Annotated in this window: 21 protein-coding genes; 6 read left to right on the top strand and 15 right to left on the bottom strand. The window is 73.5% G+C overall.

Annotated features, from left to right (window positions below; all coding sequences use genetic code 11):
• Window positions 1-107: 107 nt before the first annotated feature.
• Entirely contained in the window at window positions 108-1343 is a 1236-nt protein-coding gene (locus tag ABZ646_RS09690; RefSeq protein ID WP_360515195.1) for a cytochrome P450, read from the top strand.
• Between the two features lie 144 nt (window positions 1344-1487).
• Here the strand turns inward: ABZ646_RS09690 and ABZ646_RS09685 are convergent, their stop codons facing one another.
• From ABZ646_RS09685 to ABZ646_RS09650, 8 genes are all read right to left on the bottom strand, one after another.
• On the bottom strand, window positions 1488-2180 hold the full coding sequence (locus tag ABZ646_RS09685; protein ID WP_360515192.1) for a YoaK family protein: 693 nt from the start codon (window positions 2178-2180) through the stop codon (window positions 1488-1490).
• A 155-nt stretch (window positions 2181-2335) separates the two neighbouring features.
• Entirely contained in the window at window positions 2336-2749 is a 414-nt protein-coding gene (locus tag ABZ646_RS09680; RefSeq protein WP_360515189.1) for a transglycosylase SLT domain-containing protein, read from the bottom strand.
• A gap of 278 nt (window positions 2750-3027) precedes the next feature.
• Window positions 3028-3837, bottom strand: coding sequence for an ECF transporter S component (locus ABZ646_RS09675; protein ID WP_360515186.1), 810 nt, complete (start codon window positions 3835-3837; stop codon window positions 3028-3030).
• A complete protein-coding gene (locus tag ABZ646_RS09670; protein WP_360515183.1) occupies window positions 3834-5747 on the bottom strand; it encodes an ATP-binding cassette domain-containing protein in 1914 nt (637 codons plus the stop codon). Before ABZ646_RS09670 ends, ABZ646_RS09675 begins: the two co-directional genes overlap by 4 nt.
• Window positions 5744-6940, bottom strand: a complete 1197-nt coding sequence (locus tag ABZ646_RS09665) for an energy-coupling factor transporter transmembrane component T (protein ID WP_360515180.1) — start codon at window positions 6938-6940, stop codon at window positions 5744-5746. Before ABZ646_RS09665 ends, ABZ646_RS09670 begins: the two co-directional genes overlap by 4 nt.
• Window positions 6933-7559, bottom strand: a complete 627-nt coding sequence (locus ABZ646_RS09660) for an SCO2322 family protein (RefSeq protein ID WP_360515177.1) — start codon at window positions 7557-7559, stop codon at window positions 6933-6935. Before ABZ646_RS09660 ends, ABZ646_RS09665 begins: the two co-directional genes overlap by 8 nt.
• Entirely contained in the window at window positions 7556-8782 is a 1227-nt protein-coding gene (locus ABZ646_RS09655; protein WP_360515174.1) for a prenyltransferase/squalene oxidase repeat-containing protein, read from the bottom strand. Before ABZ646_RS09655 ends, ABZ646_RS09660 begins: the two co-directional genes overlap by 4 nt.
• Before the next feature lie 437 nt (window positions 8783-9219).
• Window positions 9220-10245, bottom strand: coding sequence for a hypothetical protein (locus tag ABZ646_RS09650; RefSeq protein WP_360515171.1), 1026 nt, complete (start codon window positions 10243-10245; stop codon window positions 9220-9222).
• Window positions 10246-10514: 269 nt separating this feature from the next.
• Here ABZ646_RS09650 and ABZ646_RS09645 point away from each other — a divergent pair, with 269 nt between their 5' ends.
• The 3 genes from ABZ646_RS09645 (at window position 10515) to ABZ646_RS09635 (ending at window position 13059) form a co-directional block, all read left to right on the top strand.
• Entirely contained in the window at window positions 10515-11096 is a 582-nt protein-coding gene (locus ABZ646_RS09645; RefSeq protein ID WP_360515168.1) for an XRE family transcriptional regulator, read from the top strand.
• Between the two features lie 84 nt (window positions 11097-11180).
• Window positions 11181-11753, top strand: a complete 573-nt coding sequence (locus ABZ646_RS09640) for a hypothetical protein (RefSeq protein WP_360515165.1) — start codon at window positions 11181-11183, stop codon at window positions 11751-11753.
• Window positions 11754-11781: 28 nt separating this feature from the next.
• Window positions 11782-13059 (top strand): MAB_1171c family putative transporter, encoded by a 1278-nt coding sequence (locus ABZ646_RS09635; protein ID WP_360515162.1) that lies wholly within the window; start codon window positions 11782-11784, stop codon window positions 13057-13059.
• 75 nt (window positions 13060-13134) lie between these two features.
• On the opposite strand, the gene ABZ646_RS09630 is transcribed toward ABZ646_RS09635, so the two are convergent.
• The 7 genes from ABZ646_RS09630 to ABZ646_RS09600 all read right to left on the bottom strand — a co-directional run bounded on the left by ABZ646_RS09630 (window position 13135) and on the right by ABZ646_RS09600 (window position 19941).
• Window positions 13135-13623, bottom strand: coding sequence for a nuclear transport factor 2 family protein (locus tag ABZ646_RS09630; RefSeq protein WP_360515159.1), 489 nt, complete (start codon window positions 13621-13623; stop codon window positions 13135-13137).
• A gap of 7 nt (window positions 13624-13630) precedes the next feature.
• On the bottom strand, window positions 13631-14680 hold the full coding sequence (locus ABZ646_RS09625; protein ID WP_360515156.1) for an MBL fold metallo-hydrolase: 1050 nt from the start codon (window positions 14678-14680) through the stop codon (window positions 13631-13633).
• A 57-nt stretch (window positions 14681-14737) separates the two neighbouring features.
• The gene (locus tag ABZ646_RS09620; RefSeq protein ID WP_360515153.1) at window positions 14738-15313 is read right to left on the bottom strand and encodes a GNAT family N-acetyltransferase; all 576 of its coding nucleotides are present in this window, start codon (window positions 15311-15313) and stop codon (window positions 14738-14740) included.
• A 162-nt stretch (window positions 15314-15475) separates the two neighbouring features.
• Window positions 15476-16954, bottom strand: a complete 1479-nt coding sequence (locus ABZ646_RS09615) for an FAD-dependent monooxygenase (protein WP_360515150.1) — start codon at window positions 16952-16954, stop codon at window positions 15476-15478.
• A gap of 14 nt (window positions 16955-16968) precedes the next feature.
• Window positions 16969-18159: a DUF6545 domain-containing protein gene (locus ABZ646_RS09610; protein WP_360515147.1), complete on the bottom strand. Its 1191-nt coding sequence runs from the start codon at window positions 18157-18159 to the stop codon at window positions 16969-16971.
• 70 nt (window positions 18160-18229) lie between these two features.
• Window positions 18230-19426, bottom strand: coding sequence for an MAB_1171c family putative transporter (locus ABZ646_RS09605; RefSeq protein WP_360515144.1), 1197 nt, complete (start codon window positions 19424-19426; stop codon window positions 18230-18232).
• Window positions 19423-19941, bottom strand: coding sequence for a toxin (locus ABZ646_RS09600; RefSeq protein WP_360515141.1), 519 nt, complete (start codon window positions 19939-19941; stop codon window positions 19423-19425). The genes ABZ646_RS09605 and ABZ646_RS09600 overlap by 4 nt, the downstream gene beginning before the upstream one ends.
• A gap of 246 nt (window positions 19942-20187) precedes the next feature.
• Here ABZ646_RS09600 and ABZ646_RS09595 point away from each other — a divergent pair, with 246 nt between their 5' ends.
• Together ABZ646_RS09595 and ABZ646_RS09590 are read left to right on the top strand one after the other, a co-directional pair.
• Window positions 20188-21645 (top strand): aldehyde dehydrogenase, encoded by a 1458-nt coding sequence (locus ABZ646_RS09595; RefSeq protein WP_360515139.1) that lies wholly within the window; start codon window positions 20188-20190, stop codon window positions 21643-21645.
• Window positions 21646-21651: 6 nt separating this feature from the next.
• The gene (locus ABZ646_RS09590; RefSeq protein WP_132886524.1) at window positions 21652-21885 is read left to right on the top strand and encodes a ferredoxin; all 234 of its coding nucleotides are present in this window, start codon (window positions 21652-21654) and stop codon (window positions 21883-21885) included.
• Window positions 21886-22351 lie beyond the last annotated feature (466 nt).

Here is a 22351-nt window from a genome sequence, read left to right as displayed (position 1 = left end):
CCTCTTGCGACTTGTAGAACCCGTTACTACCGTCACGGCAACCGGCCCTTTCTGATGGACCGTCAGAAGAGTTGTCCAGGCTCGTACACGGTGGGAGTGAGTCGCCAATGCCCTGTCCCGCGCTGCCCGACGGGTTCGACCTCACCGACCCCGACCTGCTCCATCACCGGGTGCCGCTCCCGGAGTTCGCCGAGCTGCGCCAGGCGGAACCGGTCCGCTGGATCGAACAGCCGCACGGCCTCGCCGGGTTCGCGGACGACGGCTACTGGGCCGTCACCCGGCACGCGGACGTCAAGTACGTCTCCACGCACCCCGAGATCTTCTCCTCCTGGCTCAACACGGCGATCATCCGCTTCGGCGAGCACATGCAGCGGGACGCGATCGACGCCCAGCGGCTGATCCTGCTGAACATGGACCCGCCGGAGCACACCCGGGTCCGCCAGATCATCCAGCGCGGCTTCACCCCGCGCTCCATCCGCGCCCTGGAGGAACGGCTGCGCGCCAGGGCCGGCGCGATCGTCGAGGCCGCCCGCGCCCACGCCGGCCCCTTCGACTTCGTCACTGACGTCGCCTGCGAGCTCCCCCTCCAGGCGATCGCGGAACTGATCGGCATCCCCCAGGACGACCGGGCCAAGATCTTCGACTGGTCCAACAAGATGATCTCGTACGACGACCCGGAGTACGCGATCACCGAGGAGATCGGCGCCGAGTCGGCCACCGAGCTGATCGCCTACGCGATGAACATGGCCGCGGACCGCAAGCAGTGCCCGGCGCAGGACATCGTCTCCACGCTGGTGGCGGCCGAGGACGAGGGCAACCTGAACTCCGACGAGTTCGGCTTCTTCGTGCTGATGCTCGCGGTGGCCGGGAACGAGACCACCCGCAACGCCATCACCCACGGCATGCACGCGTTCCTCACCCACCCCGAGGCCTGGGACCTCTACAAGCGCGAGCGCCCGGCGACCGCCGCCGAGGAGATCGTCCGCTGGGCCACCCCGGTCAACTCCTTCCAGCGCACCGCCACCCAGGACACCGAACTGGGCGGAAAGCTGATCCGCAAGGGTGACCGGGTCGGCGTCTTCTACGCCTCCGCCAACCACGACCCCGAGGTCTTCGCCGACCCCGACACCTTCGACATCACCCGTGACCCCAACCCCCACCTCGGCTTCGGCGGCGGTGGCCCGCACTACTGCCTCGGCAAGTCCCTGGCCGTCCTCGAAATCGACCTGATCTTCAACGCCGTGGCCGACGCGATGCCGAACCTGCGCCTGGTGAGCGACCCGGACCGGCTCCGCTCGGCGTGGATCAACGGCGTGAAGCACCTCCGGGTCAGCACTTCCTGAGACCCGGGCCGACGGCTCCCGGCGCCGCCGGCCTGTCCCGAGGGAGGCAGGAGCATCCCCCCTACGCCCCGTTCCTGCCTCCCCCGAGACGACGTCCCACTCCCGGCCGGAGGCGGCCACTCGCCCCCGGCCGGAGGTGGCCGCTCATTCCCGGCCGGACGCGGCCACCGCGAACACCCCGGAGACCGCCGCCGCGGCCAGCAGCGGAATGCCCAGTCCGTGGTGGAGGACCAGCCAGGCGCCCAGCACGGCCCCGCCGATCAGCGCGAGGACCGCGGCGGCGCGGCGCGGGGAGCGACGGCTGGTGGCGTCGCCGAACCTGGACTCGGAGACCAGCCCGGTCAGGGTCGTCGTGAGGACCGTGGTCGCCGTCAGGTCGGGCACGCCCAGCTTGCGGACGTTCGCGTTGCGCAGGCCCATGGCGAAGGCGGTCAGCGCGATCAGGGAGTACGTGGTCGCCGCGGAGTGCGGCCGGGCGAAGCCGGCCAGCGCGGCGGACCCGGCCAGCAGAGCGGCCTCCGCCACCAGGATCACCCGCGTCCAGGTCCGCCGGGAACCGCCGCCGAACCGGCCCGCGACCCGGCCGCCCACCGTCGCGCCCACCACGAAGCAGGCCAGCGAGGTCGCGGCGTGCGGTACGGAGAAGCCGGGCGCCCCGGCGGCGGCGAAGCCGAGGATCACGATGTTGCCGGTCATGTTGGCGGTGAAGACGTGGCCGAGGCCGAGATAGCTCACCGCGTCGATGAGCCCGCTGACCGTCATGAGCGCCAGCAGCACGACCACCAGCCGCACTCCGCGGGTCTCGGGGCCGTCGCGGTCCGGTGTCACCGCGGACATCGTTCCTCCGGGGGTGTGGCGGGCGGGGGTGTGGCGGGCGTGGCGGGCGACCCGGGTGCTCCGGGGATCAGTGCACCACGCCCGGACATGCGTCGGCACCCTCGCCCGGGAGGAGGGGGCGAGGGTGCCGGTGCCGGGGGAGCGGGCCGGGCGGCTCAGTACCAGCCGTTGGCCTGCCAGAAGCTCCAGGCGGCGGTGGGGCTGCCGTAGCGGGAGTTCATGTAGTCCAGGCCCCACTTGATCTGGGTGGCCGGGTTGGTCTTCCAGTCGGAACCGGCGGACGCCATCTTCGAACCCGGCAGGGCCTGGACCAGGCCGTAGGCGCCGGAGGAGGAGTTGGTGGCGGAGGGGTTCCAGCCGCTCTCGTGCGAGACGATCTTGCTGAACGCGTTGAACTGCGCGGCGTCCGGAATCATCTTGTGCGCCATCGCCTGTGCGGAGGAGGCCGAGGTGGTGGCGGCCTGGGCGGGCGCCGCGCTCAGCGCCATACCGGCGGTGGCGGCGGCCACGGCGGCGGCGGTGAGGACCTTCTTCGGGGCGGCGATGCGGCGGATGATGGACACGGACACGGAGAACCTCGTTCGTCGGGGACAGGGGGTCGCCGTGCTCCGTGAGCCCGTGGTGCCTGCGCTCCGGAAGCCGTGGTGCCTGGCGACGTCGTCCAGAGAAGCAGGCCGGAAAACCGTCCGCAATCACCCCTTTTACTAGTGGTGGTCGCATAGGCGGTGTTGGTCCGTGATGTGGCGTGGCTCTCAAACCGCAGGTCAGAAGGGGTCGCGAAACGGACATACCGGAAAAGTATGACTACTGTTCCGGATCGTAGGTGACCTGCGTCATGTGGGGTGCTTCACCGTCCGGGACCGTCGAATGTGACCGCGGTCTCGAAGGCGGCCCTCCTGGTCGCCCGGCGCAGCGCCCGCAGCAGGGCCGGGCCGAGGACCAGGGTGAGTACGACCGTGCACAGGGCCCGGCCCAGGTTCCAGCCCATGGCGGTGGCCAGGCTGTAGGCGAGGAAACGGGCCAGGTTGGCGGCGGGCCCGGCGTGCGGGTCGAAGGCGATGCCGGAGGCGGTACCGGCCAGCAGCGGCCAGCCGGCCAGGTCCACGACCGTGCCGTAGGCGAACGCGGCCACGAAGCCGTAGACCGCCAGCAGGGTGAGCTCCGCCCGCCCCCGCAGCCGCCCGGGCCACGGCAGCAGCCCGGCCCCCATCGTGAACCAGCCCATCGCCAGCATCTGGAACGGCAGCCACGGCCCCACCCCGCCGGTGAGCAGCGCCGACGCGAACATCGTGAGCGAGCCGAGGGTGAACCCGAAGCCCGGGCCGAGCACCCGCCCGCTGAGCACCATCAGGAAGAACATCGGCTCGATCCCGGCGGTGCCCGCGCCGACCGGCCGCAGCGCCGCCCCGGTCGCGGCCAGCACGCCCAGCATGGCCACCGCCTTCGGGCCGAGCCCGGACTCCGAGATCGTCGCCGCCAGTACCGCGACCAGCAGCACCAGCAGAGCCGCGAAGAGCCAGGGCGCGTCCTGGGCGTGCGAGGCGATCCGGGAGGAGGGCGGGGCGAGGAAGGGCCAGCCGATCGCGACCACGCCGACGGCGCTGACGAGCAGCAGCGCGGCGAGGGAGCGGGGGCCGAGCCGGACCGGGCCGCTCATGCCGGTGCCTGCGCCAGCGCCGCGCGCACCTGGGCCGCCGTGAGCCACCGCTGCGGCGCGAGGATCTTCGTCACCTGCGGTGCGAAGGACGGCGAGGAGACCACGATCTCGTCCGTCGGGCCGTCCGCGATCACCTCGCCCTCCGCGAGCAGCACCACCCGCTGCGCGAGCTCGGCGGCCAGCTCCACGTCATGGGTGGCCAGCACGATCGCGTGCCCGTCGGCGGCGAGCGCCCGCAGCACGCCGACGAGCCGGGCCTTCGCCGCGTAGTCCAGACCCCGCGTCGGCTCGTCGAGGAGGAGCAGCGGCGGCCTGGCGGTCAGTACGACGGCGAGCGCGAGCGCCAGCCGCTGCCCCTCGGACAGGTCACGCGGGTGGGTGCCGTCGGCGACCCCGGGCAGCAGCCCGGACACCAGCTCCCGGCAGGTCCCCGGCGCCGCCCCCGCGTCCTGGTCGGCGGCCGCGCACTCGGCGCCGACCGTGTCGGCGTACAGCAGGTCACGGGGTTCCTGCGGGACCAGCCCGACCAGGCGTACGAGGTCCCGCGGGCGGGTGCGGTGCGGGACGGCGCCGCCGACCAGGACCGACCCGGAATCCGGCGCGACCAGCCCGGCCAGGGCGCCGAGCAGCGTGGACTTCCCGGCGCCGTTACGGCCCATGAGCGCGACCGTCTCACCGGGCACGACGTCGAGATCGACCCACCGAAGCGCGTCGACCCGCCCCCGCCGTACGGCAAGCCCCCGAACCTCGGCCGCCGCCCCCGCTGCCGCCCGCCGCTCAGGGGCGCCCGCGCCGAGCGCCCCCGGAACCCGTCCACCGAACCGCTTCAGCACCCGCACGGCAAACCCCGCCGGGGTGGAAACAGGATGCTTCCGGGGTTGCCCGGCGGGCTGCACGGGGGCCTGTTCGGGGACTTGCCCCGGGGTGTGTCCGGCGGTTTGTCCTGCGGTCTGTTCGGTGGATTGCCCCGTGGTCTGCGCGGCGGGTCGCTGCGGGGCCTGCGCGGCAGGCTGCTTCGGCGGTTGCTCGGGTTGCCGTGGGATTCGGTCGCCGCGCTGCGCCGGTGTCCGTCCGTCCGGTCGGTCCGGGGAGCGGTCGGCGAGGCGTTCGCGCAGGGGGGTCGCCCGGCGGCGGGCGTCCCGTACCGTCAGCGGCAGCGGGGACCACCCGGCCAGCCGTCCCAGTTCCACCACCGGCGGACACACCGGCGACACGGCCATCACCTCGGCGGGAGTGCCGCTCACCGGCGCCGCCCCCGCCTCCGGCAGCAGCACGACCCGGTCGGCGTACTGCACCACACGCTCCAGCCGGTGCTCCGCCATGAAGACCGTCGTCCCCAGGTCGTGCACCAGCCGCTGGAGCACGGCCAGCACCTCCTCCGCGGCGGCCGGGTCCAGCGCCGAGGTCGGCTCGTCGAGGACCAGGACCCGGGGGTGCGTGGTGAGCACCGACCCGATCGCCACCCGCTGCCGCTGCCCGCCCGAGAGGGTCGCGATCGGCCGGTCCCGCAGCTCGGCCAGCCCGAGCAGATCGAGGGTCTCCTCCACCCGCCGCCGCATGACGGCCGGGGTGATCCCCAACGACTCCATCCCGTAGGCGAGTTCGTCCTCCACCGTGTCGGTCACGAAGTGCGCGAGCGGATCCTGTCCCACCGTGCCCACCACATCGGCGAGTTCACGCGGCCGGTGCGTCCGGGTGTCCCGCCCCGCGACCGTCACCCGCCCGCGCAGGGTGCCCCCGGTGAAGTGCGGCACCAGTCCGCTCACGGAGCTGAGAACCGTCGACTTGCCGGTCCCGGACGGCCCCACGAGCAGCACGAGTTCACCCTCCGGCACCTCGAGGTCGACGCCCTGGACGGCCGGCCGGCCGGCGCCCTCGTACGTCACGGAGACATCCTCGAAGCGGATCACGACGGCCCCTCCTTCGAAACGGTCAGTGCGGGCAGCAGCCCCAGCAGCACGGCCGCCGCCGGCCACAGCGGAAGCGTCGGGGCGACCAGCGGTACGACCCCGGGACGCAGGGCGTCCGGGTCACGGGCCGCGGCGAGCGCGAGCAGCCCGGCCACGGCCGCCCCCGCCCCGGACACCAGCCAGGCGCGCGTGTCCCACGGATCGGGCCGGTACCGGGTCCGCAGCGAACGCCGGCCCCCGAGCCGCAGCCCCGCCAGCGCGGCACCCAGCCCGGCCAGCAGCGCCGGCGGCCCGTAGCCGCCGCCCTCCGCGGTGAGCAGCCCGTACGTTCCCGCGCACACCCCGAGCAGCCCGCCGAGGGTGAGCGCGGCCGTCGTACGGCGGACCCGGGCGGGCACGTCGGCGCTGCGGCCGTAACCGCGCGCGTCCATCGCGGCGGCCAGGGCGACCGAACGCTCCAACGCCCCCTCCAGCACCGGCAGTCCGACCTGGAGCAGACCGCGGACACCGGCGTCGGGACGGCCCCGCAGTCTCCTGGCGGCCCGCAACCGCTGGGCGTCGGCGATCAGATGCGGCGCGAAGGTGAGCGCGACGACCACGGCCACGCCCATCTCGTACAGCGCGCCGGGCAGGGACTTCAGCAGCCGGGCCGGATGGGCGAGTGCGTTCGCGGCACCGACGCAGATCAGCAGGGCCGCGATCCTGAGCCCGTCGTAGAGGGAGAAGACGACCGCCTCGGCGCTGACCCTGCCGCCGAGCCGAATGCCCTGGGCCCAGTGGGGGAGGGGCACTTCGGGGAGGGTGACGAGGGTGTGCGAACCGGGGACGGGCGAACCGAGGACCACGGTGAAGGCGAGCCGGACGAACAGGACGGCGAGGGCGAGCCTGGCGAAGGCGCCGTAGGAACGGGACCACGGGGACGAGGTGCGGCAGGTGGCCACGACGTACGCCGTGACCGCGACGAGGAGGGCGAGGAGCAAGGGGTTGGAGGTACGGGACGCGGCCACCCCGAGCGAGAGCGACCAGACCCACCAGGCACCGGGGTGGACGGAGGTGCGGCGACGGCGCCGGGGGACGGCGGGTGTCTCCCGCGCGCCGACGTGCCGCGCAAGGGGTGCGGCGCCGGGACCCCTGCGGCTCCGCCGTGCGGACGCGAGCGGCCCCGACGTACCCGTACGGTCCCGGTCACGCATTCTTCCGCCGCCGCGCCTGCCAGAAGGCCCCCGCCGCCAGCACCGCGACCATCCCCGCCCCGGCCAGCAGCCCCACCGAAGGCCCGCTGTCCGCCGGCCCCCCCGAGTCCGCCGTCACCTGCTCCCCGCAGCCCTTCTCGGGATACCCGGCGATCGCGCACAACAACGCGTTCGTGTCGTACCGCAACGGCTTCGCCACCGCGGCCAGCGCCTCCGCCGACGTCGCGTCAGCGGACACCACCGCGCACGCCGTCCGCCGCGCCGGCGGCCGTTCACCGGACGGCGCGTCCGCCGTCGTGCCGAAGTCGACGACCAGCGCCACCCGCTTCTTCCCCCGGACCGCGTCGGTACCGGCGCAGATGGTCCCGAAGTCCGCCGTCCCGCGCGGCCGCGACGCGTCGCCGGAGTCCTCGCTCACCGCGAAGCGGAACCCCTCCACCGCGCCGTCGGCCGGCCGCGCCGTGGACGGCCCCTGCGTGGCGTAGGTCCAGCGCGCGCCGTCCCGCTCCCAGAAGGACCAGTACCGGTAGCCGGCGGCCTCGGCCCGCCCCACCGAACCCCAGGCCGCCAGCAGCAGCACGGTCAGGAGCAGCGGGGCCGCACGGCGGACCGCGGTCACAGCTGCTGCTTCCGGCGGCCGCTGAACAGGAAGCCGATGCCGACGCCGGCGACGAGACCCGTCCCGACGATCCACCAGATGCTCGTGCCCGACGACTTCTCGCCGTCCTTCGTCGCCTCCGTGTGCCGCGCGGCCTGCCGCGGTGCCGGTCCGGTCGCGTCGAGGGCCGCCACCAGGTCCGTACCGCCGAAGTCGCGCGGGTCCGCGCCCATCGCGTGCGCGGCGAGGACGAGTTCGGCGTAGGCCGCGGGCCCGCTCTGCTTCGCCCACGGTGTGGCGTGGGCCGCGAGCCAGGCGTACGGCTTGCGCGCCTGCTGCGTCCGGCCCTGTGCGGCCAGCGCGACGACCGCGTCGGCGGTGTTGCCGTAGTCCGGCTGCGGCGCGGCACCGGCGAGTGCGGTGACGAGGTATCCCTTCGCCGACATCGCGTCCGCCAGGTACGCGCCGCCGTTGCGGGCCACCTCGGCGCGCGTCAGCGCCTTGCCGGAGCCGGGGCCGGAGCAGGCGGGGTCCTCGGCCGGGGTCTTCCCGGCCGCCGTCACGAACCCCTTGCCGAGGGCGCCCAGCACCCCCGCCGCGGTCGCGTCCGCGTTGGCGGTCAGCTTCCCCTTCTTGCCTGGCTGGTAGGCGAGTCCGCCGCCACCGTCCTGGTCGCAGGGGATCGACCACTGGGCGAGGAGCGTGTACGGCGACCTGTCCGCGCTCGCGCCGGCCGCGGCGAGCGCGCCGACGACCACGCCGGTGGAGTTGGTGTCGCTGGCCGAGCCCGGGGCGTAGCCCCAGCCGCCGTCCGCGTTCTGCCGGGCCTTCAGCCAGCCCACGGCCCTGTCCACGGCACCGCCGTGCCCGCCGACCGCCGCCAGCGCCTGTACGGCGGCTGCCGTGCTGTTCGTGTCGACCGCGGTCCTGGCGCCACAGGCCGCCGTCGGGTCGGCGCGGAACGGGGCGAACGAGCCGTCCGCGCACTGCTGCCCGGCGAGCCAGGCCACCGCCTCGGCGGCCGGGGTCTCACCGGCCGTGTGCTGGGCGAGCAGGGCGAGGGACTGGCGCCAGACGCCGTCGTACTTGGGGTCCGAGTCGCCGAACAGCCCCGAGGGGAGCGCCGCCGAGGCGGCCGGGGACGGGGACGCGGCGTCCGCGGCCGTCGCGGTGATCGTGGGTGCGGCCACGCCGATGACGGCGGTGGCGGCCAGCACCGCGGCGCTGCGGCGGAGGACGTTCATGGTCGGCGGGTGCCTCTCCCTGCGGGGAGCCGGGCAGCACGGGACACCCCGGCGACCCGGCTCCGTAACCTCGACGGTGCCGTACGACGGCGGCGCCGGCGCACATGAGCCGATCAACGTCCCGCACGGGGCGGTCCCGCCCGCCGTCCTGAACGGCTTGCGGACAGGGGGCGCACCCGGTGCGGGCGAAGCCGGGAACCGGGGACGGGGGACGGGACGGCGCCGGGTTTGCACCGGCTTCCTCCCGTACGGGCGCTGACGACCCGGCTACTTTACCGGCCGGTCTCCGACGGGTGAGAGGCGGCTGTGCGAGACGCCGCGCCGGCTCACGGCGCGGCGTCCCCCCGACCCACGCAGGCCACCCGGCTGTGCCCCGGCACCACGGGCCGGGCGCTGCGCCGCCGTCGGCCGGTTGGTGCCTCGCCGTCGGGTGGCTGTCACGCCGCCGTCGCGAGGGGGACGATCACTGCGGTCAGGTGACGGCCCATCCGGCCCAGGGCGTCCTCGCAGGCGGCCGGGGTGTCGCCGACCGCCACCCAGAGCGCGAGGCGGTCCGTGACGGTGACGGGGCTGCCGGGGTCCTGGGTGAGGATCATGCGGTCGGCGCCGGGCTCCCGGGCGGCGTCGGGGCAGAGTTCCAGCTGGTCGAGGCGGCCGGTGACGGCCGGGTAGGCGAACTGGACCGCGGCCGCCCGCTGCCGGGTCGGCGTGGTGTCCGGCAGCTCGCCGGTGGCCAGCGCGGCCGCGGCCTGCGCGAGGTCGACGCCGGTGGCCCGCCTGACGAGGAGCGGGATCAGATCGCCGGGCAGGTGCGGGGTGACGTCGGTGACCCGGGGGCCGCGGTCGGTGAGCCGTAAGCCGATGTGCAGGACCCCCCGGGTGACGCCGAGGGCGTGCACGGTGCGGTCGACGGCCAGCCGCAGGAAGCGGTTGTGCAGCAGGCCGTCGTGGGCGTGCACGGTGTGCCGCAGCGGCTGCCGGGCGGGCGCCGGGCCCGGGGTCGTACGGGTGATGGCGGCGATCCGGATCTCGCCGTCCAGGACGACGGTCTCGGCGCACACGCGGGGCGCGCCGGGGTGGTCGGCGGGATCGTCGGCGGGCACGCCGCGTCCGGCCGGCGAGGCGCGCAGGGCGGCCGGGTCCGCGAAGGCGGCGGCCGTGGCGGGGGACAGGCCGGGCAGCCCCAGCTGGGCGGCGATCGTGGCGGCGGCGACCGCGTACTCGTCCGAGAGGGTCAGCACCCCGCGGACCCGGTGCCGGGCCGCGAACCGCACCACCGCCGACGCCGTCGCCCCGCCCTTGCCGGGGTCCGCGGCGAGGTGACCGGCCAGATGGGGGAGCGCCCAGGCGGGCGGTGCGGCGTCCACCAGCAGCACCGGGCGGACCGCGGCGACGCGGGCCAGCGCGAACTCGTCGTAGGCGCGGCGGCGGCCGGCGCCGAGGAGCAGGACGGGCTGCGGCATCGGTTCGCCTCACCTTCGCGGGGAGGAGGCGGGGCGGCGGTTCGCCCCGGCCGCCACTCCCCCGTAGGCGGCACCCGGAGCGGTTCGGTTCGACCGTGGCCTGGTGGATTGTGATCCTTTCCCGCCGAACCGTCATATGTCAACGATTGCTGCCCAATTCAGCAGTGGACCTTGTCATGTCTGGTGGACCGTACGGGTGATTGGGTAGCCTCGCGTCTGCCCGGCCGAGCGACCGCCGAGCGATCGTCGACGCGTTCAGGGGGACCGTGGTGAGTGACGCCCATGCCCCGCTGACCGGCGTACTGGAACGGCTCGGGGAGCTGACCGGATGCCGTGGGCGGCTGTCCGAGGCGCTGGACGTGGCCGACCTCTCGCAACGCACCGGCATCCCGGTCGCGGTGGTCGCCGAACTGCTCGCCGGCGGCGCCGCTCCCGAGGCCGGGCTCGCCGAACGGGTGCGCCAGCGGCTCGACTTCATTCGCGAGAACCGGCGCAGACCCGACGGCAAGCGGTACTCGCTGGGCGAACTCGCGGCCATCGCCGGCACCAGCAGGCAGTGGCTGAGCGAGTGGCGCAAGAGCGGGCTCCCCAGCCTCGAACACACCGACCGGCTCAGGCGGTTCTTCGGACTGCCGGCCGGCTTCTTCACCGCGGACGAGCCCGAGGCGCTGTACGAGGCGCTCCAGCCGGTGCTGCAGGGCCTGGAGGCCCAGGCCGACCCGCTGTCCAGGCTGCGCGAGAGCGGCCTGGTCCGGCTGGCCGCCCGCGCACCGCAGATGAACCCCCGGCAGCTGGCCACCCTCGCCGACCTGGCGGAACTGATCGTCACCTCCGAAGGCGCCGTCAACTGAGGCCGCTGCAGGGCGACTTACCATGTAAGTGGAACCGAGACCGATACCGATGGGAACGCCTACCGCCAGCGAGGACGCCGACGCATGAGCCCGAGACGATCGCCCAAGCGCTTCCTCGCCCAGCTCGTCCGGGACACCGCCCGCACGCTGGAGCCGCCCACCCGGCCCGAGGAGTTCCTGCACGCGCTGTGCGCCACGCTCAGCCCGCGGCTCGACCGCCCGGTCCGGCTCAGGTTCCTCACCTTCCCGGCGGGGCTCGACGTCTCCGGGATCACCCTCGCCAAGGACGACGAGTACATCGTCGTGGTCGAGAAGCGCGCCGCCGACGCCCACAAGTTCGTGATCGCCGGGCACGAGATCGGCCACATCCACTACGGCACGCTGGACGTCCACTACGACGTCGGCCTGCCCGCCGCCGCGCGCCGGCTGCTCGGCCGGTCCGACGAGGACATCCCCTGGGACCGGGTCGTCGCCCTGGCCACCCGCTCGCCGGCCGCGTCCGCCGCCGAGGCCGAGTGGGAGGCCGAGGAGTGCGGGCTGCGGCTCGCCGCCAAGTTCCGCAAGGTCGTCGGACCGTACGCGGCGACCGGCCGCAGCTCCCAGAACACCCTCACCGACCGCCTGTCGTCCTCCCTGGGCAACATCGGCGGCCCCTGATGCGCGGGGGCCGGCGGGGGAGACGTGCATGAGCGGGCCCTGGGACATGGCGGGCTCGTACGCCGCCTACGCGATCCCGGCGGTGCTGATGGCCGTGGCCTTCGTGATCAAGCTGCCGCTGCTCCGGCGTGCCTGGCAGGACCCGATCCTGCGGGCCACCGCACTGCTCCTCGGCATCGGCGCCCTCATCTTCGCGTCCCTCCCACCGGGCAACCTGCACCGCATCAACGAACTCACCGGCGTCCCCAACTTCGCCGGAGTCTGGGTCTACTCGCTGCTCACCGCGTACTGCGGCGCCTGCCTCTGGCTGATCATCACCTGGCGCGAGCCGCCGTCCGCCGTCCGGCGCCGCAGGACCCGGCTGGTGTGGATCGCGTACGCCGTCATCATCGTCGGGCTGTGGGTGACCTTCGCGCTCGGCGACCACCACGTGGAGCGGCTGCGCGACCTGGACACGTACTACGCCAACACCCCCTGGATGCGCGAGCACACGATGCTCTACCTGGTCGCGCACATGGTGTCGGCCGTGGTCGCCGCGGCCATCCTGTGGGCCTGGTTCCAGGAGGTCGCCGACACGTGGCTGCGCCGGGCCGTGGTCTGCCTCCAGGTCGCCTACGCCCTCGGGTTCGTCTTCGACGTCGCCAAGGTCGCCGCGATCGTGGCGCGTTGGACGGGGCACGACTGGGACTACCTCTCCACGTACGTGGCACCGCCGTTCGCGATCGCCGAGGCCTTCCTGGTCTCGGTCGGCTTCATCGCCGGTCAGGCCGGCCCGTACCGGGACGAACGCCGGCGCCTGCGCCGTACCCACCGCAGCCTGGAGCCGTTGTGGCGGGAGATGCTGACGGTCGGCGCGTCGCCGGCCCCGGCCACCGGCCGGGTCTCGGGTGCCGAACTCCGCCTGGAACTGCGCCGGGCCGCCATCAACGACGGCCTGCTCAGGCTCGCCCCGTACCTGAGCGGGGCCCGGCGGGAGCGGGCCCGGCGGGAGGCGGCGGCCGCCGGGCACCCCGAGCACACCGCACGGGGGATCGCCGGGGCGGTGGACATCCTGGTCGCGGTGGACGCGTTGCGGGCCGCGGGTCGGGGGCCGACCGGGACGACCGGGGAGGTCCGTGAGCCCGGTCCCTCCGCCGCCCCGGACGCCGACCGGCCGGCGCGGTCCGCCGCTCCCGAGCACGCCCCGGCCGATGTCCCCGACCGCGAACTGGAGTCCGTGGCCGACGCACTGCGCATCCACTCGCCCCTCGTGGAGAGACTCCGCCGGCAGGCGGCCGCCACGGAAGGTCTCGTCACCCGCGCCTGACCGGCGTCCACCGCCCGCTTCGACCAGGTCGCCGACCAGGTCGCCGACCGGTCCGGACGGCTGGGCGGGGCCGTCTCAACGGCCGGCGCGGGGCGTCGCCCCGCCGAACGGGAGCACCAGGGACCGGGAGGCCAGCAGCCACCGCCCGGCCACCCTGCGGAACACGTCCTCGTAGTGACCGACCTGGACCGGCGCCCCGGCCGGGACCATCTCCCCGGCGTACCCGTCGACGCGGTACGTCTGGAAGTACGACGTGCCCGTGGCTGTGGCCGTATCCGGGTCCATGGCGGTGTCCGGGACGGTGTCCGGGGCGTCCACCGTGATCAGGATGTTGGACATGACCCGCCGGGAGAGGCGATCCGGCGGGCGGCTCCCGAAGTAGGCGGCGATCGCCTGCCGTCCCGCCACCCGTCGCCCGTCACCGGGCGGCGGCCACTGCCACCAGCCGTCCTCGGTGAACAGTGCGGCGACGGACGAGGGGTCACCGAGGTCCAGCCGGTGCGCGAAGTCGATGACGAGGCGCTCGCAGGCGCGTTCGGCGAGCAACCGCTCCAGGGGATCCACGCGTCTCCTACCGCACCGCGACGTACGTGACCGGCTCGCTCCCCGGCACCGGTTCCGCCCGGCCCAGTTTCACCAGCCGCCGCAGATGGGCCTCGGCCTCCGAGACGGCGATGTTCCGCGAGCCGTAGGGGATCTGCTCCCAGGGCCGGTTCCACTCCATCCGGACCGCCAGTTCCCATGGCGTGAGCGGCTCTTGGAGGAGGGCCAGCAGTCCCGTGAGCCGCTCCTCGTGATGGGCCAGCAGCTCACGGACCCGGTCCTGCGCGTTCGTGAAGGTGTGCTGGTGGGCGGGGAGCACCTCGGCGGGGGCGAGGCGGCCGATGCGCTCCAGGGAGTCCAGGTAGTCGCCGAGCGGGTCGGTGACGGTGGCGTCGTCGGGGTCCTCGTACAGGCCGATGTGCGGGGTGATCTCGGGAAGCAGGTGGTCCCCGGAGAACAGCCGTCCGTGGCCCGGGAGCCGAGCGGGGTGCTCCTCCTCCAGGTGCAGGCAGACGTGGCCGGGGGTGTGACCCGGAGTCCACACGGCCCGTACCCGCCGACCGGGCAGGTCGAGCAGTTCGCCGGGCACGATCTCGCGGTCGGGCAGGGCGGGGGACAGGCCGGGCACGCTCCGCCGGCGGCCGCCGCGCAACGGCGCGATGTGCTCCTCGGGCGCCCCGGCGGCCGTCAGCTTCGCCGTCATGTACGTGAACCACCGCTCCGGCCGGGTCTCCCGCGTCCGCCGCACGATCGCCGCGTCGGCGGCGTGCAGGGCGATCCAGGCACCGGAGACCTCCCGTACCCGCCCGGACAGCCCGTGGTGATCAGGGTGGTGATGCGTGATCACCACCCCGTGCACCTCGTCCACCCCCGTGCCGCAGGCCGCCAGCCCCGCCACCAGCACGTCCCACGATTCGGGGTCGTCCCACCCGGTGTCGACCAGCACCGGCCCGCGATCGGTGTCGACGACGTACACCAGTGTGTGCCCCAGCGGGTTGTCCGGGATGGGCACGGCGACGGACCGCACGCCCCCGCCCAGGTCCCGCACCGCCGTCGACCCGCCCCGACCGTCCGTCATCAGCCCGCCTCCGCCCGCCCGTCCCACGGCCACCGCTCACTATAACTAGAACTGGTTTCAGATCCGACGGCGTGCGGTGAAGTTCCCGCTCGCCGCGGCCGCGTCCGCCGCCGTGATCCGGTACAGCACGTTCGGGCGGAGCGGCCCTTCGGGCGCGGTGGGGTCGTCGAAGTCGCCGGCCGGGTCCCGGGTCATGCCGATCCGGCGCATGACGGCCTGCGAACGGAGGTTGCCGGCCGTGGTCACGGCGAGGATCTCGGGCAGCGCGAGCCCGCCGAAGCCGTGGGCCAGCACCGCCAGCGCCGCCTCGGTGGCGTAGCCGTGGCCCCAGGCCGGCCGGGCGAGCCGCCAGCCGATCTCCACCCCGCCGAACGGCAGGTCGTCCTCGACGTCGTCCAGCCCCGCGAAGCCGATGAACTCACCCGTGGCCCGCACCTCGACAGCCCACCACCCGTAGCCCCGCCGGTCGAACCCGGCCCGGAACCTGGCCACGGAGGCGTCGCTCTGCTCGCGGGTGAGGACGTCGCCCAGGTGCTCCCGCACCTCGGGATCGGCGTTCATCGCCGCCCAAGGTCCGAGGTCGCGGTCGCGCCAGGGGCGAAGGACGAGGCGTTCGGTGCGCAGTTCGGTCATGTCCCCAGCCAACGCGTACTCACCCTCGGGGGCAATCGGTTTCTGCCGCCGGCCGCCGCTCCACCGGGCGAACGGACTCGGTTCCGGTGCCGGGCTGTCAAGCCGCGGCGGCTCCGGCGGCCGCGGCGGCCCGTGGTCCGGTCCGGATGGTGGCGCAGGCGGCTATGGCGCCGGTGGTGGCCGGTCGTCCAGCCGTCGCAGGATCTCGCGCTCCGCCGCAGTGAGCGGCGGCCCCGACAGGCGGGGGAGCGGCGGGCCGGTCAGCGCGGCCGTGACCACCGCCGGCCGCAGCAGGCGCAGCGGGCCCGCCTTGACGCTGGTGACATCCCAGAGGGCGGACGCGGCCGGGTAGGAGCCGGTCGCCGCCCGGACCAGCCGCCGGGTGTACTTCGCCGAGATCCGGTCCGCGAGCGTGGGACCGCTGCCGACGATGCCCGGGTACAGGACGTCCGAGCTGACGGCCAGCGTCCACGCGGCCTCGATCGGCTTGGCCACTTCCCGCTGGACCCGCCGGGCGAGACCGGGCGTTCCCCACCGGTCGCGCACCGTGCGAGCGAGCGCCAGAGCACTCAGCGCCGCCACGGACATGCCCTGCCCGTACAGCGGGTTGAAGGTGGCCAGGGCGTCCCCCAGCACCACGAGCCCGTCCGGCCAGGCGGGGGCCTTCTCCAGGTAGCGGCGGGCATTGCTCGAACTGTGGCTGGTGAAGACGGGCGTCAGCGGTTCGGCTCCGGCGACGAGCTGCCCCACGATCGGGTGCGGCAGGTCGAACGCGTACTGCAGGAACTTCTCCTCGTCCTTCGGCGGCTCCCCGCCGCGGGAGCCCCCGAAGCTGACCATCCAGCGGGCGCCCTGCGCGTCGTCCTCGATCGGAACGACCATCCCGCTGCGGCCGGGCTCACCGCTGAACGGATCGGGCTGGACGAGGGTCAGCGGCCACCCCTCCGCACCGTGCGGAGTCCGGTAGATCCGGGTGGAGTTGACGAGTCCGGTGTCCAGCGTGCGCTCCTGGACCCCGGTGATCCCCACCTCCTTGAGCCAGGTGACGATGCGGGAACCACGGCCGCTCGCGTCGACCACGAAGTCCGCGGCGAGATCGGCCTCCGAACCGTCGGCCGAGACCCGCAGCCCCTCGAGGGCGGTGAACCGCGGCGCGAACCCCGCGCCGCCGACGGCGGCGACCCGCACCCCGGTCACCTGCGCGGCCGAGCCGAGGAGGGCACGGGCGTGGGCCCGGTGCACGCTGATTGCGCGGTACGTCATGACGGCGGTGCGCACGGCCCAGTCGAGGAGCGCCCGCGTGCACGTGACCATGTGGTGCCCGTCGCGGCTCCAGCGACGGAACCACCCCTCCGGGGTGAGCGCGAGCATGTCCTTGGCGAGGGATATCTCCTTGGCACCGGCGTCGCGAAGATGGTCCCGTATGCCGACCGACGAGGGGACGAGCGCGTCGATGGCCTCCAGACCGCCGGCCATCAGAAGATGCGCGTGGCGTCCCTGGGGCACCCCCCTGCGGTGGTCCGGGCCGCCGGGCAGGTCGTCACGGTCGAGCACGATCACCTCGTCGACCACGGTCGCCAGGGCGGCTGCGGCCAGAACGCCCGCCGTTCCGGCTCCGATGACCACGGCTCTGCGCGGCATGAGACTCCTCATAGTCACTCCTGTGAGGCCCTCACCGTAACCTTGTTCGCCTCGCCGGTGAGCGGCAACCGTCCCAGCGCGCGCGCCAGTTGGACCAGATCCCCGGTGCCGGGGCCCGCGGTGGCCCGCAGCCGGTACCGGTCGGCCCCGCCGGGATCGTCCAGGACGGGCTCCCGGCCCGGGTCCTGTGCGCCGCGCGCCGCCGTCACGACCATCGTGGCCTCGCACACGACGCGGGCCTGCTCGGGCGTGTGGCCCCGCGCACGAGCCGCGGTGTACGCGGCGTGGCCGACCTTCTTGTCGAAGGCGGGCGTCAGCTGGAGGAGCGCGTCGTGGATGGACAGCTCACGCCACTGGAGCCACGCCTTGGGGAACTGCCACCAGAACGGCGCCGGCTTGGGGGCGGTGGTCAGCTCCCGCACCGCGGCCCACAGCGGGGCGAGTTCCCGGTAGTCCCACAGGCTCCGCCACTGTTCACGGGCCGCGGGCAGCAGCCGGGGCAGGACGAAGCCCACGCTGCAGATCAGAGCTCCCAGGGACGCCATCGGCGGGGCGACGTCGGTGGACAGGAAGTCGAGGTCGTGGCCCGTCCAGCGGGCGACGACAGCGGTGATCTTGCCGAATTCGAAGCCGACGACGTCCACGACGATCCCGATGATGATCAGCCACAGTCCCCGCCGGAGCAGACCCGTCACCGTCCTCGCCCATTTCAGGCAGACCGCGCACATGATCAGGGCGCACACCCCGTGTCCGATCAGGTAGAGGGCGATCATCTCCCTCATGCCGGGCGTGGTCGAGTAGTAGGTGTCGAGATCCTGCAACCGCTCGACCGGGGCATCGGCCAGGGCGAACAGCACGATGATCGCGGTGATGAGGAACGCGCACGCGGCGATGACGCGGCAGACCAGGCGCCGCACACGGGCGGGACTGCCGCCGCGCCAGGTGATCAACAGCACGAGCAGCGAGCAGCTGTACGCCGAGATCAGCGAATAGGTCAGCGGGGCACCGAAGTTCGGGATGCCGGTGGCCGAGTTCACCGCGGACAGGGTGACCGGGGCGGAACACGTGAAGCAGCAGGCGGCGAGTGCGAGATTCGCGCTGGTGGATGCGGTGAGCGGGTTGCGCAGGGCGGCTCTGGGCTTCGGTGACAGCAGCACGGCGGACACGGCCAGCAGCGCGGCCGCCGAGTAGACGACGAAGCTCATGCCTCTGATCTCCGATCAACCCCGGGCCGCGGGGGCAGGGGGCGGGGAGGGGACGACGGCTGCGGACGGCTCACGGGGCACCGTCGGGGAGCGTGGGAGGGGCCGTGCAGGAGGGGGTGCGGGCCTGCTCCACGGAGGCGGAGGCGGAGGCGGCGAGGGCGTCGGCTACGTGGACCAGGTCCGTCACGTCCTTCACGACCTGGAGCTGGAGCGGCTGGTCGTCCATGCGCGACTCGAAGGCGGGCCGGCCGGCGCGCTCACTGCGCACGGCGGTGGCGACCGTGACCGCCAACGCCGCGGTGCCCGCCCGCCGGGAGCCTTCCGCCTGCCGGCTCTCCCGGGCGTACACCCGGTCGAACAGGTCTTGATCGAGATGCGGTTCCAGGGCTTTCAGGCCGTTGTGGATGTTCGTCTCGCGCCAGGTGAGCCAGAGCCCTGGGGAGAGCGGCCGCGGCATGCGCAGGGACCTGCGGACGTTGATGTCGGCGAGTTCCCGCTCGAGCGGCCGCAGGCGGCGGTAGGTCCGCCAGGAGCCGTACCAGTGGGTCAGGCGTCGCCCCAGCAGTGGCAGCAGGACGCCGGTCACGGTGAGGAAGGCACCTATCCCGGCGAACCCCGGTGAAAGGTCGGTGCTGAGCACCGACCAGTCGCGGCCGCTCCAGCGGGCGGCGACGGCGACGAGCTTGCAGACGCTGTACCCGGCGCCGGTCATGGTGCCGACGCCGAGCGTCACCAGGCCGACGCGCAGCCAGCCGGTCACGGCCCTCGCCCAGCGCAGCGACCAGATGCCGGTGACGGTGACGGCCGTCAGGTGCGCCACCAGGTACAGCACGATCATTTCCCTGATGAAGGGCGTGGTGGCGTAGTAGGTGTCGAAGTCGGACCGGCGCTCCGTGGAGGCGTCCCCGAGCGCGAACAGGATGCCGATGGCGACGATCACGGCGGCATAGCTGAGCATCCAGCGCCGGGCCGTCCGGTGCACGCGCGGGCCGTCCTGCCAGTACACGACGAGGACCAGTGAGGAGGCGCTGTAGGCGGTGATGTTGGCGTAGGTCAGCGGAGCCGCGAGATTCGGAACGTGGCTGACCTCGTTGATCACGCCCACGGTCGGCGGGGCCCCGAGCAGGAAGCACAGGCTGGCGAGGGCCAGTACCGCGGTGATGGCGCGCAGGTACGGATCCCGCCGGTGTACGAGCAGATCGTGCAGTTTCGGCGCCAGACCCACCCACAGCACGCTGCAGCTGCCGTAGTTGATCAGGCCGCTCAAGGCTGCGTCCCACGGTAGTCGAGAGCGGCCCCGATCCGGCCGGCGAGATCACTGGTCCCGCCGTGCGCCGCGTAGACGGAGTCCGGAGCCGCCCGGAGCCAGGGGCGCAGTCGCCGGGCGACGAGCAGCCCGAAGCTCTCGGCCTCCTTCTCGGCGGCCTCGACGAAGTCCGTACGGGCGGCGGCGGCCAGCTGCTCCGGGCCGATCGACTGCGCCTTGTGCATGTGCCACACCTCGTGGCCGAAGATGACGAGCTTGTGCCAGTCCGCCGCGTCCTTCTCGATGACGATGTGGTCGACGACGCCCGCGTCGGGGCTCTGCTGTTCCATCCACATCCCGGTCGTGCGCAGGAACGTGGGGAACGACCGCCTGTGCACGATCACGAGGCGGCCCCGCCACTGGTTCACGGAGTCGACGAGGGCGTCGAAGAGCACATCGGGATCTGCCGGAACCGGAACCCGCAGCGGCTCGATCAGCGCATCCGCCAGCCGGTGCATCTCTTTCCTCTTACGCACGCCTCTCCCCGGGAGCGTCGAACGCCGTGCAGAACCCCCGCGGTGTGCACACGGGTGGGTCGCAATATGCCAAGTGTCGCGCGCCTCGGCTACCTCAAGGGGCGCCCAAGCGGGCCGGATGGCCTGACGACAGCCCCGAGTGGCGGGGAAACAGCTGCTCAGAGCCTGCCCACTCGTGCCCCTGGCTTAGTTCAACTAGAACTGGTATCAGTTCTGAGACATCGTCAGAAAGGGTGGCGGGGCGCCATGACCGAGTTCCTGGAGCACGGACAGCTGTTCATCGGCGGGGAGTTGACCGACCCCCTCGGCAAGGACGTCATCGAGGTGGTCTCGCCGCACACCGAGGAGGTCTTCGGGCGGGTGCCGCACGCCTCGCGGGAGGACGTGGACCGGGCGGTGGCGGTGGCCCGGCGGGCCTTCGACGAGGGGCCCTGGCCGCGGATGACGCTGGACGAGCGGATCGAGGTCGTCACCCGGATCAAGGACGCGATCGCCGTGCGGCACGAGGAGATCGCCCGGGTGATCTCCTCCGAGAACGGCTCCCCGTACTCCTGGAGCGTCCTCGCGCAGGCACTCGGCGCGATGATGGTGTGGGACGCGGCGATCAGGGTGGCGCGTGACTTCACGTACGAGGAGACGCGCGACGGCGTGCTCGGGAAGATCCTGGTGCGGCGGGAACCGGTCGGGGTGGTGGCCGCCGTGGTGCCGTGGAACGTGCCCCAGTTCGTCGCCGCCGCCAAGCTCGCCCCCGCGCTGCTCACCGGGTGCACGGTGGTGCTCAAGCCGTCCCCGGAGTCCCCGCTGGACGCGTACATCCTGGGGGAGATCGCCAAGGAGGCCGGGCTGCCGGACGGGGTCCTGTCCATCCTGCCTGCGGACCGCGAGGTGAGCGAGTACCTGGTGTCCCGTCCCGGTGTCGACAAGATCTCGTTCACCGGGTCGGTGGCCGCCGGTCGGCGGGTGATGGAGGTCGCGTCGCGGAACCTCACCCGTGTGACGCTGGAACTGGGCGGCAAGTCGGCGGCGGTCGTGCTGCCGGACGCCGACGTGTCCGCCGCCGTCGCCGGGATCGTCCCGGCCGCCTGGATGAACAACGGGCAGGCGTGCGTCGCCCAGACCCGCATCCTCGTCCCGCGCTCCCGCTACGACGAGTTCGCCGACGCCTTCGCCGCCGCCGCGAGCGCCCTGAAGGTCGGTGATCCGCTCGACCCGGCCACCCAGGTGGGGCCGTTGGTCGCCCGCCGCCAGCAGCAGCGGAACCTGGACTACATCCGGATCGGACAGGAGGAGGGCGCGAAGATACTCACCGGCGGCGGGCGCCCGGCGGGCCTCGACAAGGGCTGGTACGTCGAGCCGACGCTCTTCGGTGGCGTCGACAACTCCATGCGGATCGCCCGCGAGGAGATCTTCGGGCCGGTGATCTGCCTGCTTCCCTACGGCGACGAGTCGGAGGCCCTGAAGATCGCGAACGACTCCGACTACGGGCTGAGCGGCAGCGTGTGGACGGCGGACGTGGCGCACGGCATCGAGGTGGCCCGCCAGGTCCGTACCGGAACGTACTCGGTCAACACCTTCAGCCTCGACATGCTCGGGCCGTTCGGCGGCTACAAGGACTCCGGTCTGGGGCGGGAGTTCGGGCCGGAGGGGTACGGCGAGTTCCTGGAGCACAAGATGATCCATCTGCCGGCCGGGTGGGAGGCGTGACGGACCATGGGTGACCGCTGGCACGTCGAGGTCGACCGGTCGATCTGCATCGGCTCGGCCCAGTGCGTCCACCGCGCCACCGGCTCCTTCCGCCTCGACTCCGCCATGCAGTCCCACCCAGTGGACCCGGAGACGGACGCCAACGGCAGGATCCTCGACGCGGCGGAGAACTGCCCGGTGGAGGCGATCACGATCACCCTGCTGGACACCGGAGAACCCGTCTTCCCCCCGGAGGACTGACCGGAGTGCCTACCGGCAGCGGACCCGAGCCGGGGCCGGGCCGACGGGCGGGCGTCGCGGGGCTGGTCGGCGGTGGTCGGTGGTGGTCGGTGGCGGGGCCGCTGGGTGACAGGTGGCGGAAGGACCGGAGTCCGGTGGCGGGGGTCGCACGGCTGACGGGTGGTGGCAGGGGCGGGCGGAGGGGCTGATGGTGCGCGGTTGTGCGGCCGCAGGACTGACCGGAGGCCGACAACCGGGCCGACCGGCTTCGACCGGTGGGCCCCTCGGCAAGGGCCGCAGGGCCACAGGCCGACCGTGCGGAGGGGGCGACCGGAGGGCTGAGGGTAGGGCCCAACGGGGGCGGTCGCGGGGCTGCTCGGACGGTCGGAGGCCGCCCCCGATCCCCGCACGGTCGAGGGCGGCCTTGATCGCGAAGCCGCCGAGGTCGGCTCCGGAGAAGGACTTCAGCGAGCCCAGCAGTCGTCCC

It is taken from the genome of Streptomyces sp. NPDC007162 (assembly GCF_040634175.1).
Lineage (GTDB): Bacteria > Actinomycetota > Actinomycetes > Streptomycetales > Streptomycetaceae > Streptomyces.
The sequence above is the reverse complement of the archived record's forward strand: the minus strand, read 5'-3'. Positions and strand labels throughout refer to the sequence as shown.